This is a genomic window from Maribellus comscasis, from assembly GCF_009762775.1.
Lineage (GTDB): Bacteria > Bacteroidota > Bacteroidia > Bacteroidales > Prolixibacteraceae > Draconibacterium > Draconibacterium comscasis.
In genome coordinates, this window is the sequence record NZ_CP046401.1 from 6,724,970 (window position 1) to 6,742,600 (window position 17,631).

General features: G+C 40.2%; 11 protein-coding genes. All 11 read left to right on the forward strand.

The genetic code is table 11. The features are described 5' to 3' along the window. Position 1: 1 nt before the first annotated feature. The 11 genes from GM418_RS27050 to GM418_RS27100 all read left to right on the forward strand — a co-directional run bounded on the left by GM418_RS27050 (position 2) and on the right by GM418_RS27100 (position 17,624). On the forward strand, positions 2-1,675 hold the full coding sequence (locus GM418_RS27050; protein ID WP_158870802.1) for a RagB/SusD family nutrient uptake outer membrane protein: 1,674 nt from the start codon (positions 2-4) through the stop codon (positions 1,673-1,675). A gap of 200 nt (positions 1,676-1,875) precedes the next feature. Then, a complete protein-coding gene (locus GM418_RS27055) occupies positions 1,876-3,126 on the forward strand; it encodes an FISUMP domain-containing protein (protein ID WP_158870804.1) in 1,251 nt (416 codons plus the stop codon). A 185-nt stretch (positions 3,127-3,311) separates the two neighbouring features. Beyond that, entirely contained in the window at positions 3,312-4,946 is a 1,635-nt protein-coding gene (locus tag GM418_RS27060; protein ID WP_158870806.1) for a right-handed parallel beta-helix repeat-containing protein, read from the forward strand. A gap of 60 nt (positions 4,947-5,006) precedes the next feature. Beyond that, on the forward strand, positions 5,007-6,479 hold the full coding sequence (locus GM418_RS27065) for an alpha-L-fucosidase (protein ID WP_158870808.1): 1,473 nt from the start codon (positions 5,007-5,009) through the stop codon (positions 6,477-6,479). 8 nt (positions 6,480-6,487) lie between these two features. Then, complete coding sequence (locus GM418_RS27070) at positions 6,488-8,692, forward strand: alpha/beta hydrolase family protein (RefSeq protein WP_158870810.1); 2,205 nt, start codon at positions 6,488-6,490, stop codon at positions 8,690-8,692. Between the two features lie 67 nt (positions 8,693-8,759). Then, positions 8,760-9,722 carry an MBL fold metallo-hydrolase gene (locus GM418_RS27075; protein WP_158870812.1) on the forward strand — a complete coding sequence of 321 codons (963 nt, stop codon included), beginning with the start codon at positions 8,760-8,762 and terminating at the stop codon, positions 9,720-9,722. A 13-nt stretch (positions 9,723-9,735) separates the two neighbouring features. Continuing rightward, on the forward strand, positions 9,736-10,131 hold the full coding sequence (locus tag GM418_RS27080; protein WP_158870814.1) for an SGNH/GDSL hydrolase family protein: 396 nt from the start codon (positions 9,736-9,738) through the stop codon (positions 10,129-10,131). Positions 10,132-10,139: 8 nt separating this feature from the next. Then, positions 10,140-13,436 (forward strand): glycosyl hydrolase, encoded by a 3,297-nt coding sequence (locus GM418_RS27085; protein ID WP_158870816.1) that lies wholly within the window; start codon positions 10,140-10,142, stop codon positions 13,434-13,436. A 14-nt stretch (positions 13,437-13,450) separates the two neighbouring features. Then, positions 13,451-14,596: an acyltransferase family protein gene (locus tag GM418_RS27090; protein WP_158870818.1), complete on the forward strand. Its 1,146-nt coding sequence runs from the start codon at positions 13,451-13,453 to the stop codon at positions 14,594-14,596. A 57-nt stretch (positions 14,597-14,653) separates the two neighbouring features. Beyond that, the gene (locus GM418_RS27095) at positions 14,654-15,862 is read left to right on the forward strand and encodes an MFS transporter (RefSeq protein ID WP_158870820.1); all 1,209 of its coding nucleotides are present in this window, start codon (positions 14,654-14,656) and stop codon (positions 15,860-15,862) included. A 10-nt stretch (positions 15,863-15,872) separates the two neighbouring features. After that, positions 15,873-17,624, forward strand: a complete 1,752-nt coding sequence (locus tag GM418_RS27100) for an amidohydrolase (protein WP_158870822.1) — start codon at positions 15,873-15,875, stop codon at positions 17,622-17,624. Positions 17,625-17,631: the final 7 nt, after the last annotated feature.

Here is a 17,631-nt window from a genome sequence, read left to right on the forward strand (position 1 = left end):
CATGAAATCAAATAAGAAATTAGTATACGTAATAATAGGATTTTTATTGTTGACCTTTTCAGCATGTGAAGATTATTTAAAAGAGGATAATTACTCATCGGTAGTTGCCGACGAATTATATGCGACCCAATCGGGTTACGAAGGATTAATCAATAGTTGCTATTCATCGCTTCGGGATATTTATGGCCAGGATATTTGGGTATTTTGTGCCGGAACCGACATGTATGTTGAAGGTTATAATTCTCAGCCTGAAGGATTAAGTGAGTATAAATCGTTGAGCGCAACCGACATTTATGTTACCAGCTTTTATCAAAATCTGTATAAAAGTATTCAATTGTGTAATACGGCAATTTTTTATAACAATATAACAGAGGAAAACGAAAAATTGCCACTGCGCCTTGCTGAAGCCCGGTTTATACGAGCTTTAAACTATTTCAAATTAGTACAGCATTTTGGAGGGGTAAGCATTATAACCAATATGGTTGACGAACCAATTGTTGAGTACGAGAGAAACAGCGCTGAAGAAGTTTACAGCTTTATTGTAACCGAACTCGAAGATGTTGTTGCCTTACTACCTGAAACGCCGGAAAATTTCGGACGGGTATCAAAAAGAGCAGTTAATCATTATTTGGCTAAAGTTTATCTTACCCGAGGTTATGAGCAATTTGGCTCAGAATCAGACTTTACTGCTGCTGCCAATTATGCCGATGCTGCAATTAGTAACCAGGGACTTAATTTAACTTACGAGGAAGTATTTACTCCCGGTAATGAAAACAATGAAGAGATCATCTTTTCAGTTCAATACGATGCAGAGTCGGTAATTGACAAATTTACAGACGGAAATACTCAGAACTTCTGGTACGGCTGTTATTTGGGGGGAAAGGGAAATGAGGAAGGCTATCCTTCCCGGTCTGAAAACTTAGCTCCAACAATGTACGTTTTTGACCTCTATACTGAATTCGATTCACGATGGGAAGCATCATTTATGAACGTAATTTACGAACGTTATTACGACTACTTTGATAAGCCAACTGAATTGGATAATATGGTGGTGACTCAATACTATCCGCAATCATGGGAATTAGACGATATTGAAGACTGGCAAGCAGCATCGCCTTTAAGAACGGATGCAACCATATTTCCCTATACCGATGCGTGGCAGGCGTCGAAAGCAACTTACATTGACAGGGAAACACCAACGGTTAAAAAATTTGATGATCCAACGTCGGTATATTCCTACGCAGGAAGTAGTACGAGAGATATATTTCTTGCTCGTTTGAGTGAAACCTATTTAATTGCAGCTGAAGCATATTTGAAAGCGGGAGATGCAAATACAGCACTTGCGCGAATTAATGTTGTGCGGAGCAGGGCAGCTAAATCGGGCAACGAGGCTGAAATGCAGTTAACATTGGGAGAGTTGGATATTGATAAAATTCTCGATGAGCGTGCATTGGAACTTTTGGGAGAGTACCATAGGTGGGAAGACCTGAAAAGAACAGGGACACTGATTGATCGTACACATCAACTTAACCGAGATATAAAAGGTTGGTTCGACAACGGAACCAATCCATTTGAAGGAGGTGATGGTAACTTAAAATTATTACGACCAATTCCTCAAGAAGCTCTTGATCTAAATAAAAACAAAGACTTTCCTCAAAATCCCGGATATGAGTAGTAACTGATTATTATTCACGACGGGGAATAATAATCAGATTACACTTTTGAAATGTTCTTGAATTTATGAATGCAAGTTATTCATAAGTTTCTGACTGTTAGCTTACCGCTGTGCTTTTGCATAGCGGTAAGGATACATGGTTGTCAAAATTTTTGCATCAATTTTTAATTTTCTCGAATTAACTTAAAAGCAATTTTATTATGAAAAAATTTACTTTTTTACTTGTTATTTTGGCCATTACATATAGTACAATGGCACAAGATTATCAAATTACTTTTGAACCTGTTGCAGGAGGTGAAGCTATCGACAGCATTAGAGTTTTTAACATGGTAAACAACGAATCAGTAAAACTCGATCCTGGAGAAACCCTTCAGTTAGGGGTCACTACAAGCTCTGAACTAAAGCTTCTTGGAGAGAACCAGGGATCGTTATATCCTAATCCATTCAATGAAAAATCAATACTAAGTTTTACTACAAAAAAGAGAGAAGACGTTGTATTGAGTATATATGATGCCACGGGAAAATCAATTATTAGGGAAAAACGAACTCTAAATCCCGGAAATCAGCACTTTAAGATTGCAGTACCTACGGCCGGTATTTATTATATCTCGGCATTGACAGACGACCAGAATTATAGTTGTAAAGGAATATACACTGGAGCTCACAGAAATTCTGCAAGTATCCAATATGAAGGAAATACACCTATAGAAAGCTTTCAGGAAACTTCACTGTTAAAAAGTGCGAGTAAAGGCCTTACTTATGCGGATGGAGACGTACTGCATTATGTTTGCTATTCTGGAAATAATACTTCTGTTATAGGCGACTCACCTACCGGATCTAAAACTGTTTCAGTGGAGTTCTATGAATGTAAAATAGGAGAAAAGTATTATAAAACTGTTAGGATTGGCGAGCAGGTATGGATGGCTGAAAACCTGGAATATTTACCTCAGGTAAATGGACAGGATGATATGAGTACTTCTGAAGAAAAATACTATGTGTACAATTATGATGGAACGGATGTAGCAGAGGCTAAAGCCACCGACTATTATCAGACTTACGGTAGTTTATTAAATGTAACTGCAGCTATTGATAACGCACCACGGGGGTGGCGCTTACCAACAAATGAAGATTGGTCTACACTCCGAAATTTTATAAATACTGACCAGGGAACATCAGAAAAAGCCGGCCAACATTTAAAGGCAACAGCCGGCTGGATTGAAGAAGGTGCAGGTAACGGCCCCGATACCTATGGATTCTCTGCTGTGCCAAATGGTCGTTTTCAAAGCGGCGGTTATTGTTGCGCAACCGGTTACTCATTTTTGTGGAGTTCTACCGAAGTAAATGCTGAAGAAGGCCACAAGTTCTATATTGTTCAAACTGATGAAAACTTATATGATTCTGATGCACCAAAATCATCAGGTCATGCAGTTCGATACATTATGAGTGAATAATATCCCGATTGTTTAAAAGAGCTCATAAAGGTAGGCTGGTTACTCTCAGCTTGTAACATTTTATTGGCGAGAATAAGCAGGTTAAAACCGGGCAATTCATACACAACGGAATGGCCCGGTTTTCAAAAACTAATGCTTACCTGTGTATGAACAGCAAAGGATTGTAACACCGAAAATAAATTTTCATGTACAGAATTAAAGATTACGCAAAGGATATTAAATCGATAAGAACGATTGCATTCATAATAAGCTTTCTGTTGTCCTCAAGTGTATTATGTCATGCCAGTGATTTGACTACTTCTTCATCTTCAAAATATTATGTAGCTGTTGAAGGTGATGATAATAATCCCGGAACCTTGGATCAGCCCTTTGCTTCCTGGCAAAAGGGGATCGATGTTGCCGAGCCCGGAGATACTATATTTATACGAGGAGGAACCTACTATGCCGATCCAGAAATAAATGATCGGTTAGGAGCACACATCGATAAAAAGAATGGCACAAAAGATTCTATGATTTGCTTGTTTGCTTATCCCGGAGAAACGCCGTTATTGGATGCAAGTACTTTAACAAATACTACCCGTCAGAATCTCGCGTTGTATATTGATGAATCTGATTATTGGCATATTAAAGGTCTGCAGGTTAGGGGAGTATCTCAGCAAGGCCGAACCGGATGGATTGCCGGGATTTTAATTCAAAACGGAAGTAACAACGTAATTGAACACTGTACTGCCTTCGAAAATGAAGGAATCGGAATACAGATTCGTGAAGATTCTGAAGATAACCTCTTACTGAATTGCGATGCATACCTGAATTATGACCCGTCGTCGAATATTAACGGAGGAAATGCAGATGGATTCCAGGTGTGTTACATTCCATACCGGCAAGGCGCCCCCAGAGAAAATATTTTACGTGGTTGTCGTTCGTGGAAAAACAGCGATGACGGTTATGACCTTTGGGGAAATGAAGGCCGTGTTATTTTCGACAGATGCTGGGCTTTCAGAAATGGCACGCACCGTGGCGATGGTTACGGTTTTAAAATGGGCAAAACTTCTGAACCGAGAGAGGAAGGTATTTATCGAAGGATTTTAACGCATTGTATTGGTGCCGAAAACTTAACATGGAACTTTAATAATAGCGAAAGCGATGCATTGGTGAAAATTTACAATTGCACTGCTTATCGAAGTAAAAACTTTAGTGGTTTCGATTTAACCCAGGATGGCCACATTATGTCTGGCGAAATCAAAAATTCAATCAGTTATCATAACCTGGCAAGTGATAAATTGGGAAACGAAATACTTGATGAATATAATGACTGGAATCTTCCGGAAGTTACGGTAACAGACGATGATTTTGTAAGTCTTGATGTAAACCTGTTAAATGCCGAAAGAAAAGCTGACGGCTCGCTGCCCGAAATCAACTATCTGAAACCCAAAGCCGGATCTGACCTTGTTGACGCAGGAATGGATGTGGGACTGGAATATTATGGAACCGCACCTGACCTTGGGGCAATCGAATCTGACTTTGCAACGGGAGCGATTGATCTTGATTTGAATAAAGACAAAATCAAAGTATTTCCAAATCCCTCTGATTCGAAGCGGATAAACGTGGATCTGGGGAATATGGAAAGTTCTCAAACAGCTGCAATTGATATTTACGATTGCAACGGGAAAACAGTCTATCAAAAAAAAAATATTGATGCTTCATATGGAAATCAACGATTTATTTCTCTCGATTTGTCCGGATTAGATTCCGGAATTTATATATTGAGGTATCGAAACGAATTCATAAGTCAAAGCTGTAAGCTGGTTATGACTAACTAAAAAAACTGGTAAAAACGGACTGATTTCCGTTTAACGAATTAAAATTTAAGAAGAACGATTATGCAACAAATAAAATTGAATTATAGCTGGGTGTCCATGCTGCTGGCCTTTATGCTCTGGAGTAATTACACATTTGCGCAGGAAGACGATGAAATTACAAAGGATTGGCAAAAAATGAATGCTTCAAAAGATCAGGATTACATTGATTACAACGATGCAAAATTCGGGATGTTTATCCACTGGGGAGCTTATTCTGATCTTGGCGGAGTGTGGAAAGGGAAAAAAATTCCGAAGCTGGGCGAGTGGATCATGTATCATGGTCAAATCCCCAGAGACGAGTACAGGGAAGTTTGCCAAAACTTTAATCCGGTTGGATTTGATGCTGAAGCATGGGTAAAACTGGCAAAAGCTGCCGGTATGAAATACATTGTGGCAATGACCAAACATCATGACGGATTTTCGTTGTATAATTCTGATGTTACCGATTTTAATATTTACGACTATACCGATTTCAAAAGAGATCCGATTGCTGAGATTTACAAGGCCTGCAAGAAATACGATATTCGTCTTGGATTGTACTATTCGCATTCTATCGACTGGATGGATGGAGGCGATGCCGGATTTGCACAGGAGAAAAAATTAAATCCTGAGCATGACGATCATTATGGTGCAAATTTATGGGATCCTTCGCCATTGAGCTACGAGGAATATTTTGATACAAAAGCAAAACCGCAAATGCGCGAGATTCTTACCAAATTCCCAGATTTGATAGAGGTTTGGTACGACTTTCCTCGGTTTATAAACAGGCAGCAAAGTTATGAGTTTTACAAGTTAGCTTACGACATTCAGCCAAACTGTCTTATTTGCAGCCGGGTTGGAAACTACCTGGGGGATTTTTTAACTGCCGGCGACAATCAAATACCAACCACTATTACCACTGAATACCGAACATGGGAAACACCGGGTACGCTTAATAATACCTGGGGGTATAAATCTTACGACAACGACTGGAAAACGTTTGAAGAGGTGCTGTATTGGATTGTTGAAATTGCCAGTAAAGGCGGCAACTACCTTTTAAATATTGGCCCTGACGGGAAAGGTTATGTGCCAGAAGAAAGTGTAAAACTTCTAAAACAGGTTGGTAAATGGATGGAAGTAAACGGTGAAGCCATTTATGGAACAAGCCGCTGGGTGACTCTTCGAGAAGGACCTACTCAAATGGAAATGAAAAGTACAACTCACAGAGAAGAGTACGGTTTTGATCTGGAGTTTACGCCTCAGGATTTTTGGTTCACTAAAAAAGAAGATGTTGTTTATGCCATTTCGCTTTCCAATGAACTTAAAGACAAGTTGACAATTAAATCGCTTTCTTTCGTTGCCTCTCAAATTGAAAGTATTGATATTCTGGGAGATCAGCAAGACCTGGAATGGGAGACTAAGAATGATGCAGTTGACATTTGGCTAAACCAAACTGGAAATACATCTGAAGCCTTCAAGAACGGATTGGTACTTAAAGTAACCCTAAAAGAATAGTTCTGCTGATGCCCGGGAAAACAGTCATACGGTTTGGAGGAATACTTTTTTTGAGTGTGTTCTGTCTGGTCGCGAGAGCACAATCCGATCAACTGTCGGTATTTGATACCCACAGGGATGAGAATCCGGTTTGGTTAACACTTACTACTCACAACGAGTCCCTATATCGTCATATTTCTAAAAAAGCATTATTGCTTCTCAATCAGCGTGATAGTTTAATTGCGACAATTAAGGATGAAAATGACTGGATTTTGTATGGACAAAACATCAAAAAAAAGGTGTTTGGAAAAGTTGATAATTTTAAAAAAACGCCTTTGAAAGTGAGGATTACAAGTACCATTCAGAAGAAGGATTTTTACGTAGAGAACACCATCTTTGAAAGTTTGTCAGGTTTTTATGTTACGGGTAGTTTGTTTGTTCCCAGAGACATAAACAAACCTTTGCCTTGTGTAATTTACTGCTCAGGACATTCAGAAACGGCTTATCGCGATGAAGTTTATCAGCGGGTAATTCTGAACCTGGTAAAAAAGGGATTTGCAGTATTTGCTTTCGATCCGGTCGGGCAGGGCGAGCGTTTACAATACCCGGAAAAATTGGATAATACGTCTTCTGATTGGGGACCAACTGCAGAGCATTCGTATGCCGGAGCTCCCTATTTGCTTTTGGGCTTGTCTTTATCAGACTTTATGATTTGGGACGGTGTTCGGGTAGTGGATTATCTGTGTTCGCTCCCAATAATTGATAGTACAAGGATTGGTATAACCGGACGATCAGGGGGAGGTACCCAAGCTGCCTTGATTGCTGCATACGACGAACGGATTTCCGCCGCCGCTTCGGAATGCTATATCACAAGTTTCCAGCGTTTGTTCGAGTCGATCGGGCCACAGGATGCTGAACAGAATCCATATTCAGCAATAAAATATGGATTTAATCATGCCGATTTTTTTCACATGAGGGCTCCGAAACCATCTTTATTAGTAAGCACAACGAATGACTTTTTTAGTATTCAGGGAGCCAGAGAAACATTCAGCGAAGCGCAGAAATCGTATTCCGCTTTAAGTGCATCAGAGAACTTGAAGATGGTTGAAAGTTTAGGAAAGCACGAATCAACTCAGAAAAACAGGGAGTCGGTTTATGCTTTCTTTCAAAAGCATCTTGAAAACGAGGGGAACAGTAGCGAGGAAAGTTTTGTGTTGCTTGCTCCGGAAGAATTACGTGTGACCACAACAGGTCAGATTTCCACTACCTTAAAAAGTAATAGCATGTTTGAAGTAATACAAGATTTTACGGACAGTGTGGTTGGTGGAAGACAATTCGAAACACCAAAGAAAGTAGTCGATAATCGCAAGTTTATTATTCGTAAAGCGCATGAATTGTCAGGTTACGAAAATGACAGAAGTATTAAATCGGTAGTGTTTACCGGGATAGAAGCTAGAAATAACTTTAAAGTTGAGAAATATTTTATACAAGGGAAGACTATTGATTATGTCATTCCTTTCATCCTGATAAAACCTTACGGAGATTCTAAAAGACCATTACTTATGTATTTGGATTCAAATGGAAAAAATGATTTGCTATCCGATGAAAGCATCATCAACGAATACATCGAAAAGGGGTATTCAATTTTGGTACCCGATCTTTCGGGATGTGGTGAATTGGCCAACCTATTATTTGAAGGAGATTCGTACCTGAAAGGATATTCGTACAATATTCTGTTTGGAGCAAATCTCAGTGGCAGCAGTATTGCCGGAATCCAATCAAGCGATCTCAACATGATCTATGATTGTATTCAGCAAAGGGATGACATTGATTGCCGAAATATAACCGCTATGGTTAATGGCGAAATGTGTTCATCGTACCTTCATTTTGCCATAGGTGAACCAGATATCAAAAAGACGATTCTGATAAACCCACTGGTATCCTACGAGAATATTGTACGAACCCGGGATTACAACTCGCGATACATCTGGACAGCTGTTCCCGGTGCCTTGCAATATTATGACTTACCTTACCTCGAATCCTTACTCACTCCGGCCGAATTAATCATTATCGATCCGGTGAATGCAAAAGGCGAGGTGTTGGAAACGGCACAAATGGATGTCCGGTATTCACTGGTAAAAGAAGTGTATGAGCGAAACAAGGCAGAGCACAGGCTGGAACTTATTACTACCAAAAATAAGCAGGCAAAACAAAGTCTTGGGCAGTACTTATAATGCGCCTTGTAACTATTGGATAGATGTTAAGATCGAAAGCTTAATCATTTCAAATGACTTTATAACCATGAAAACAAAGCCAGGGAATTTCATTAAATATGCGCACTGTACTGATACTGTTTACTATCAGTTTATACTGAAGGTCATTGCTATATTTTTTATTGGTTTGGTTCTTATTCCTGTTTTAGCTTTCAGCATTCTGGATAAGGAGAAAACGGAAAACAAGTTCAAAACTGAATTCAGATTCAAGAATTATTACGATGAAGCGGGTAACCGAAAACCGAACCCGGAACCTCAACAAATATATGGTCCGGTATATTCTGTTGGTCCGCTAACGGTTTGTGCCTATCTGGTGAAAACAGAGCTTGGATTGATCATGTTTGATGCCGGATATGATAAGGACGGAAGCCTTATTCCCGACAATATCCGCAAACTGGGCATGAATCCAAAGGATGTCAAAAAAATATTCATAACACATTGGCATGGAGACCACTCAAGTGGCTCAGCACGCCTTTCCGACATTTCCGATACCGATATACTGATTCATAAAGACGATCTAGATATTGTAAAGGAGCGGGTCTTTACAAAGGACTATATGGTTCCGGCCAAAGATAGAATAGTTCCATTGGAAGATGGCGAGATTTTCAATTTTGGAGATGTTCAGGTAAAAGTCATCCATACTCCGGGGCAAACTCCCGGTGAAGTAGTGTATCTGCTTACGGTTAGTGGTCCGCAGGGTAAATGCCATGCTTTGGTTGCCGGCGACGCCACTGCAATGAAAAGTACCGTCGAAGAAATTGAACCCAATAAATTCCACGGAATTGTACAAGCCTATGAAAAAACTGTGGGTATACTGAAGTCGCTTGAATTCGACCTTTACCTTGGCGGGCATCCGCACCAGGTCTTTAAGGAAATGCGGGAAGACGGCAATCCCTTTGTTACGCGCGAACAGTGGCATAGAATGGTGGACAACCGGAATCAGCAAAAAATTGATTTCCTGGTAAAACACCCCGAGTATATAAACTATTAATCACTGCGCCTGGATGAAAAAAATCTTTGTAATACTGTTTGTTTTATTTCATGCTTTCTGCTATTCGCGAAATAGCAGAATTCTCCCTTTTTCATCAGGAGACCGTGTATGTTTTGTGGAAAACAGTATCACGCACGACGGAAGGTTTTTTCACAATGCAATGCTTTACCATATCATCCGTTTCCCCGACAGACAGGTCACCTTTTTTAACCGCGGTATTGCCGGTGATGTTACAAGTGGTGTGATCAAACGAATGGATCATATTCTGGTTAATAAACCTCTTGAAAACGATATTAAAAAAAACATGATTTCGCTGCAGGAAGAAGCCTTCCGAAAGGCTCAACCTGTTGAACATGAGTATCTGCGAAAACCGGTTAACAAAAAAAGAGGACAAATATTAAAAGCTTAGATTATATAATGAGAATTGCCACAATAATACATAGTTTGAAATTTATACTTCCGGGGTTTTGGGCTTTTCTGTATTTGTCAGAGCCTGTTTGCAGCCAAAGACTGGGAGCAATTTCACCTGAAAAGTTTCAGGGTACACCACTTGAGTCGGGGGTGCATACCTGGTGGCACTGGATTGATGGCAACATTACAAAAGATGGAATAAGAAAAGACCTGGAGGCCATGCATAGGCAGGGAATCACTCAGGCCACAATACTTAATGTCGGGTTATTTGATAAACAGTTTTTTGGGTTGAAAGAAGTCCGGTTTGATTCTCCCGGGTGGTATGCGATGTTTCAATATGCTCTGGAAAAAGCGGATCATTTAGGGTTGAAAATTGGGGTGCATAATTGCGATGGTTGGAGTACTACTGGCGGACCATGGATAAAACCTGAAAATGCCATGAAAGAAGTTACCTGGAGTAAAACTCTGGTAAATGGAGGAAAGTACATCGAAATGAAACTGGCAGAACCATATTCCTTTGATGGTTTTTACCGCGATGTTGCCGTTTTGGCAATAAAATCCGATAAACAATCGAACAGTTTTGTGCAGGCAGCGCCAAAAATTAAGTTCAACGACGAAGATAAAGTAAACTACCTGAGCGATGGCTGCCCTGTGGGCGGACTATTGGTAAAAAAAGAAGACACCATAACAATTGAATTTAGCAAGGCATTTGAAATCGAAAAAATTGCAGTTTATCCCAGAAAAAGTTATGTATGGGGAAGCGTTGAGGCCGTAGATAATTCTGTTGTCACCTATTCATTGGAGGCATTGAATCAGAATAACTCTTATGAGAAAGTGCTGGATTTTAAAACAAAGGGATTCAATCAGAATCACAGTATTACAGTTCCTCAGATTAAAGCCAGATCTCTTCGGTTAATTATAACAAGCATTGAAAATACTGAGTCGCTTTTTATTGGTGAACTGGAATTTCTAAAGGAGAATGAATTACCTGCTTTTACGACAGATGTACCTTATTTTCAAACTAAAACAGCGTCTGTACAAGGTTCTGCTTCGGATCAATATTTTACACCTGAATTGTACACCGGTGGTAGTCCGGCTCAAATAGAAGACATTATTGATCTGACAAAAAAGGTTGATGTAAACGGTAATTTGAAATGGGATGCACCTGCTGGAAACTGGGAATTGATTCGATTCGGTTACACGATCACAGGCGTAACAAATCGTCCGGCAACTGATAGTGGCTTGGGACTCGAATGCGATAAAATGGATACAGTTGCTCTGAACATTCACTACAATAATTTTCCGAAAAGGCTGATTCAGCACGCAGGTCAATATAGAAAAAATACATTTAAGTTTCTGTTGATCGATAGTTGGGAATGCTATTTCCAAAACTGGACAAAATCGCTTCCTGATGCTTTTGAAAAGTTGAATGGATATTCCCTCACAAACTGGATACCAGCTTTATGTGGAGAAGTCGTGGAAAGCCCCGAAAGTACAGAATCATTCTATTACGATTTCAGACACACGATAGCCACACTCATTGAAGAGAACTATTATAAACACTATGCTGATTTGTGTCATCGTGATGGTTTGGAGCTACATGGAGAGGTGATTTACGGTGGAAGTAAATTACCGCCTGCAGATGTACTCAAAGCGTATTCTCACACCGATATGCCGATGTTTGAATTTTGGGCACGACCCGATAAAAATATGTTATATGGAAATAAGTTAGCTCCTGCACAGCTTCGCCAGTTTGCATCAAGTGCCGGGCTGTTTTACGAAAAATCGTCTGTTGGTTCGGAAGCCTATACCGGAAATGCCATTTATTCAGCTTCCCCATGGGATTTAGTGCCTTTTGGCGACGCAGCCTATTGTTCCGGTATCAACCAGATGATATTACACAGCTACGTTCATCAGCCTGTGGATGCCAGACCGGGATTAACCTTGCAGAACTTCGGACTTTCTTTTAACCGGAACAATACAATCTGGAACAATCTTTCAGGCTGGATGAATTTCCAGACCCGGATTCAATACATTCTTCAGAATACAAAGGAAGTAAACGATATTTTATTTTATGTGGGCGATGCCTTGCCTCAATTTACTGTAGACGCGACACAAATTCCTGCAGGATATAAATACAATGTCTGTAATGCTGATATCCTGCATAACAAGCTTCAGGTTGAAAACCATAAAATCATAACTAAAAAAGGGATTGCTTTTTCTTTACTGATTCTTCCCGGTCAGGGTGGAATGAATTACTCCACTTTAATTCGGATTGAAGAACTCCTGAAACAAGGGGCGTTTATTTATGGTGAGAAACCTTCGTTTTTGTATTCATTGGCCGACCGAAAGCATTCAGTAAAATTTGGAGAAATAACCGAAAAGATCTGGGGAAAAGCTGCTGGGAATAGTAGCGAAATAATTGGCTACGGCAAAGGAAAAGTTTTCCAAGGCATGTCTCTGCAGAACGCCTTGAAAATGATAAACCTTAAACCGGATTTTGAAATAATCTCTGGTGATTCGAAGGACTTTATTTTCTCGCACAGAAATAATGAATCCGCAGAACTATATTTTGTGACAAACCGAAAAAATCAACCTGTTTCTGCAAAATGTAAATTCAGGACACGAGGAAAACGGATCGAAATATGGAACCCGCTAAGCGGGAATATTACATCCGTATCAGATATTTCTGATGAAGATAATTCAACTGTCATTAGTTGCGATTTCAAACCTTTGGAATCAGTGTTCTTTGTAATTGGGAAGGATATTGAGAATCAAATCAAGCCGAAACAAGCAGTTCCGGATGAATTTGAAATTACAGAATTCGAAGGAACAATTGAATTTCTTCCGGCTTACGAAGCTCAAATCGATAAGGTCGAATTTAGAGAGTATATTCCTTTGTCGGAATTTGAAAATCCTGATATAAAATATTTTGCAGGGAAAGCGCATTGTACGCTCAACTTCGAGTTTCCTGGTACTCCCGATACAACTAAAAACTGGTTCCTCGAATTTGGAGATTTAAACGGCACTGCAAGCCTTTCATTAAATGGACAAGAACTTGAGAATGTGTGGTCGTCGATTCAGGAAATCCCGCTTAATAAAAGCATCAAATCAGGTACAAACAAGCTTGAAATCACCATCGACATTCCTTATCGCAACCGGTTTATTGGTGATTTTATACAAAACAGCAAAGCAAAATCATTATGGACAACATGTGAGATTGACAAGTACTTAAATGCCCGTTCTCCCTTACTAAAAGTTGGACTTACTGAACCTCTGAAAATTATCGCAAAAACAAAATAATTAAAGTAGAAGATATGAGTCACCCAGAAAATAAAACACTATCAAAACGTATTGAATCACTGGATATATTGCGAGGTTTCGACCTTTTCTGCCTTGTATTCTTTCAGCCGGTTTTTATGTCCCTGGCAAGAGCGTTCGACCTCCCGTTTACCAATTGGCTGGCAACAAAGTTCGATCATGTTCAGTGGGAAGGTTTTGTTTTCTGGGATATTATCATGCCACTTTTTATGTTTATGGCCGGCGCGTCTATGCCATTCGCATTTGCCAAACATCTGAAAACCGGCAGCAACGCTCATTTGTATAAACGGATTTTAAAACGAGTAGTCCTCCTCTGGATTTTCGGGATGATGTGCCAGGGAAATCTTCTGTCCTTCAATCCTGATCGGATTTTTCTTTATTCTAACACTCTACAGGCCATTGCCATGGGATATTTCATTTCGGCAGTTTTGTTGATGCACTTTAAACTCAACGGGCAAATAATCATCACAGCCGTATTGTTACTGACCTATTGGGCAGCACTTTCATTCATAAAAATTGGAAATTATGGTGGTGGCGATTTTACTCCCGATTACAACCTGGCAGAATACATCGACAGGCTCGTGTTGGGGCGTTTCCGCAATGGTACAACCATCACCGGTGGAATGGTAGATTTTGGCACTTATTACCGTTACACCTGGATTCTGAGTAGTCTCAATTTTGGAGTGACGGTTATGACCGGTGTTTTTGCCGGACACATCATGAAGAGTGGTTTGTCGAACCTGAAAAAAGTACAATGGCTGGCAATCATCGGCGTACTTTTCATACTGACCGGTCAAATCTGGGGCTTGCAAATGCCCATCATTAAAAGAATCTGGACCAGCTCGATGACCTTGTACAGCAGCGGAATTTGCTTTTTGCTTATGGCTTTTTTCTATTATTTGGTCGATTACAAAAATTATGGAAAGTATTTAAGATGGTTCAAAATTTACGGGATGAACTCCATCCTGGCCTATATGCTTTTTGAGATCGTCAATTTCACCAGTGTGAGTGCGTCGCTACTGCACGGCACTGAACAATTCCTTGGAGATTATTATAAAACAGTCATACAGTTGGCAAATGTTAGCATCATCTTTCTGATTCTTTGGGTGATGTATAAACGAAAAAATTTCCTCAGAGTGTGATATGAAAACCAGCTGTTTATAGTTGGTATGGAAGTAAATTATTAAAGCAACAGATAAATGAAAAGATCAAATAGTAACAACACTTATGTTTTAACCACAGCATTTTTTTCGCTTTTGGGTTTAAGTGGATTTGCCCACTATGGTTTGCCCTTCTTTTTTGACTTTATGGTCGAAGATTTTGGATACACCCGCGCAGAAGTAACCTCAGGATTTGCAGTGGCGAAAATTATTGTAGCCCCTTTGTTTGGATTTATTGCCGGCTGGCTTATCGATCGCTTCGGTTCAAGGAGGTTGATGATGCTGGGAGCATTTTTAGTCGGAATAGCTTTTATCGGTTTAAGTTTCTCCGGAGTATTGTGGATGTTTTATCTGTTTTATGTTTTTAAATCCCTTGGTTATGTTTTTGGTGGGCCGCTTCCTTGCCAGGTACTAATTTCCAGAAGGTTTCAGCTAAACAGGGGCAAAGCCATGGGGCTAGCTTACCTCGGAATTGGCGTTGGTGGCGCAATTGTTCCGATTATAGCAACCAACCTTGAAAAATTTCTGGGGTGGCAAATGGCGCTGTCGGCTCTGGGAATCATTATTTTTTTACTGGCCTTCCCGTTGCCTTTTTTTCTAAAAGATTCAATAAACAGCGAAAAGAGCGAACCTGCTGATGAGAAAGAGTCAGTACCAATAAAAACCATTCTGAAAAATCGAAATTTTTACCTCCTCGCCTTTGGAAGTATGTGTTCGATAGGGGCAGTGGGAGGTATGGGGCAACACCTGAAACTTTATTTGCGCGATCTGGATTTTTCTCAGGCGCACGCTGCAAATATCATGTCGCTGGTTTTGTTATCGAGCCTTGCCGGAAGAGTTTTTATGGGCTGGCTCGCTGATACCATCAACCGAAAATACGTTATGCTTTTGATATATTTAATTGTTGGTGGCGCTATTCTCACTTTGTTGCTTCCACCGTTCCCGGGGCGAATTTATGTGTTTGCGGTTGCTTTTGGACTGGGGCTGGGCGGCGATTATATGATTATCCCTTTAATGGCAGCCGACCACTTTGGGATCAAAACACTGGGAAGGACAATGGGAATTATTCTCGTAGCTGATGGTATTGCTGAATCAGCGCTTCCCGTGGTTGTTAGCCTGGTGTATAACGATACCGTTGGTTATTCAATCGGTTTTACCATTTTGCTGTGTATTGCCCTTTCCGGTGCTGCAATTATTTCATTCCTGCCAAAAGTGAGCCAAAAAGTTGTAAACAAAGATAAATTTTGAGGAAAAAGAGATGAAGAGAAGGATAGATATTGATAATTCAATAAACGAAAATTCAGCTTTGGATTTAATGGACGATTCTGCGTTTGCCGATGTCGTGATTCTAAACGGAAAGGTGCTTACTATTGACGAAAATTTCGCCATTGCTGAAAGTATTGCCATTAGGGGAGACCGGATTTTAAAAGTGGGAACGCAAGCCGAAATCAGGCAACTAATAAACATCGATACAAAGGTTATTAACGTTGAAGGCAGGACCGTGATTCCCGGATTGATTGAAGCCCATCTTCATCCGGAGCAGGGGGCGCTTAGCGAATTAGAAGAGGAAATTCCGGTTGTAAAAACAATAAATGAGTTATTGCAATGGATTATAAAGCAAACCGAAGTAAAATCGGAAAATGAATGGATTATCTTTCCAAAATTCTTTTACACACGCTTAAAAGAATTGCGGCCACCTACTTTAAAAGAACTCGATGAAGCAGCACCTATAAATCCTGTTTTCCTGAACGGATCGTTTGGAGGCGTTATTAATTCTGCCGCAATGAGAATTTCAAACATCACAGAAAACACGGTGGATGAGGGCATCTTGAAAAACCCTTTTTCAGGACAACCAACAGGCATCCTAAGTCGATCTGCTTTTAAGCTGCTGAACACGCCACCTGATAAGGTTTATTCTGAAAAAGAGAAAGCCACAGCACTTGCTGCTATGCTAAAACGCTATAACCGATACGGGATCACCAGCATTTGTTCAGGGGCAGGAGATATGCAGACTTTCAGTTTATACCAGGAAATTAGAAAGGCCAATGAACTTACTTGCAGGGTATTTCTGAATATCCGCTTCCCCCTGAATCTCCGTCATTCAGTAAGTGTTGATGAAATGCTGGATTCGATAGATCGGATGGATATGAAAACCGGCGATGGGGATGAGTGGGTAAAAATAGGAGCGCTTAAAATAATTCTGGACGGCGGAATTCTTACCGGGACTGCCTATCTGCGGGAACCCTGGGGACAACGGGCACAGGAGGTTTTTGGGTTTGAAGATCCGGAGTACAGAGGAATTCTAAACTACAATTTCGAAGAACTGGAGCGAATTGTTTCTAAAGCAGCAAAATCAGGGTGGAAGTTCGCGGCTCATTGTACCGGCGGCGGAGGTGTTGACCTGCTGCTTGATGTATTCGAAAAAATAAATAAAACAATCTCCTTACGCGATAAGCGTTTTGCCATCATTCACGGCAACTTTTTTACACCGGAATCCACCATCCGAATGAAAAAAACAGGTATTTACGCCGATGCACAGGCTGCCTGGTTGTATAAAGACGCTGATGCTTTTACTGATATTATTGGATCGGAAAGAGTCAGCCACTTTTTACCCTTTCGTTCAATGCTCGATAACGAAGTGATGGTAAACGGTGGTTCAGACCATATGGTAAAGTTTGATGCCAATTCATCTGTTAATCCCTTCAATCCTTTTTTGGGTATGTGGTGCATGATCACCCGGACAACAGAGAATTCCAATGTGATTAATTCAAATGAAGCAATTACAAGAGAAGAAGCACTCCGGATTTACACGATAAATAATGCTTATGCCACTTTTGAGGAGGCCATAAAAGGATCGCTTGAAACTGGCAAGTTTGCTGATTTAGCTGTCCTTTCCAGCGATATTTTGACATGTTCCACCGATCAGATAAAAGACATTGAATCGGTACTAACTCTGGTTGGAGGGAAGGTGGTTTTTGCCAGTGACGAGATTAAGATGAGTAATAAATAACACAAAT

Bases quoted from the DNA above. Each gene is read 5' to 3' on its own strand.
- GM418_RS27050 (WP_158870802.1), top strand. From the start codon at position 2: ATGAAATCAAATAAGAAATTAGTATACGTAATAATAGGATTTTTATTG.
- GM418_RS27055 (WP_158870804.1), top strand. From the start codon at position 1,876: ATGAAAAAATTTACTTTTTTACTTGTTATTTTGGCCATTACATATAGT.
- GM418_RS27060 (WP_158870806.1), top strand. From the start codon at position 3,312: ATGTACAGAATTAAAGATTACGCAAAGGATATTAAATCGATAAGAACG.
- GM418_RS27065 (WP_158870808.1), top strand. From the start codon at position 5,007: ATGCAACAAATAAAATTGAATTATAGCTGGGTGTCCATGCTGCTGGCC.
- GM418_RS27070 (WP_158870810.1), top strand. From the start codon at position 6,488: ATGCCCGGGAAAACAGTCATACGGTTTGGAGGAATACTTTTTTTGAGT.
- GM418_RS27075 (WP_158870812.1), top strand. From the start codon at position 8,760: ATGAAAACAAAGCCAGGGAATTTCATTAAATATGCGCACTGTACTGAT.
- GM418_RS27080 (WP_158870814.1), top strand. From the start codon at position 9,736: ATGAAAAAAATCTTTGTAATACTGTTTGTTTTATTTCATGCTTTCTGC.
- GM418_RS27085 (WP_158870816.1), top strand. From the start codon at position 10,140: ATGAGAATTGCCACAATAATACATAGTTTGAAATTTATACTTCCGGGG.
- GM418_RS27090 (WP_158870818.1), top strand. From the start codon at position 13,451: ATGAGTCACCCAGAAAATAAAACACTATCAAAACGTATTGAATCACTG.
- GM418_RS27095 (WP_158870820.1), top strand. From the start codon at position 14,654: ATGAAAAGATCAAATAGTAACAACACTTATGTTTTAACCACAGCATTT.
- GM418_RS27100 (WP_158870822.1), top strand. From the start codon at position 15,873: ATGAAGAGAAGGATAGATATTGATAATTCAATAAACGAAAATTCAGCT.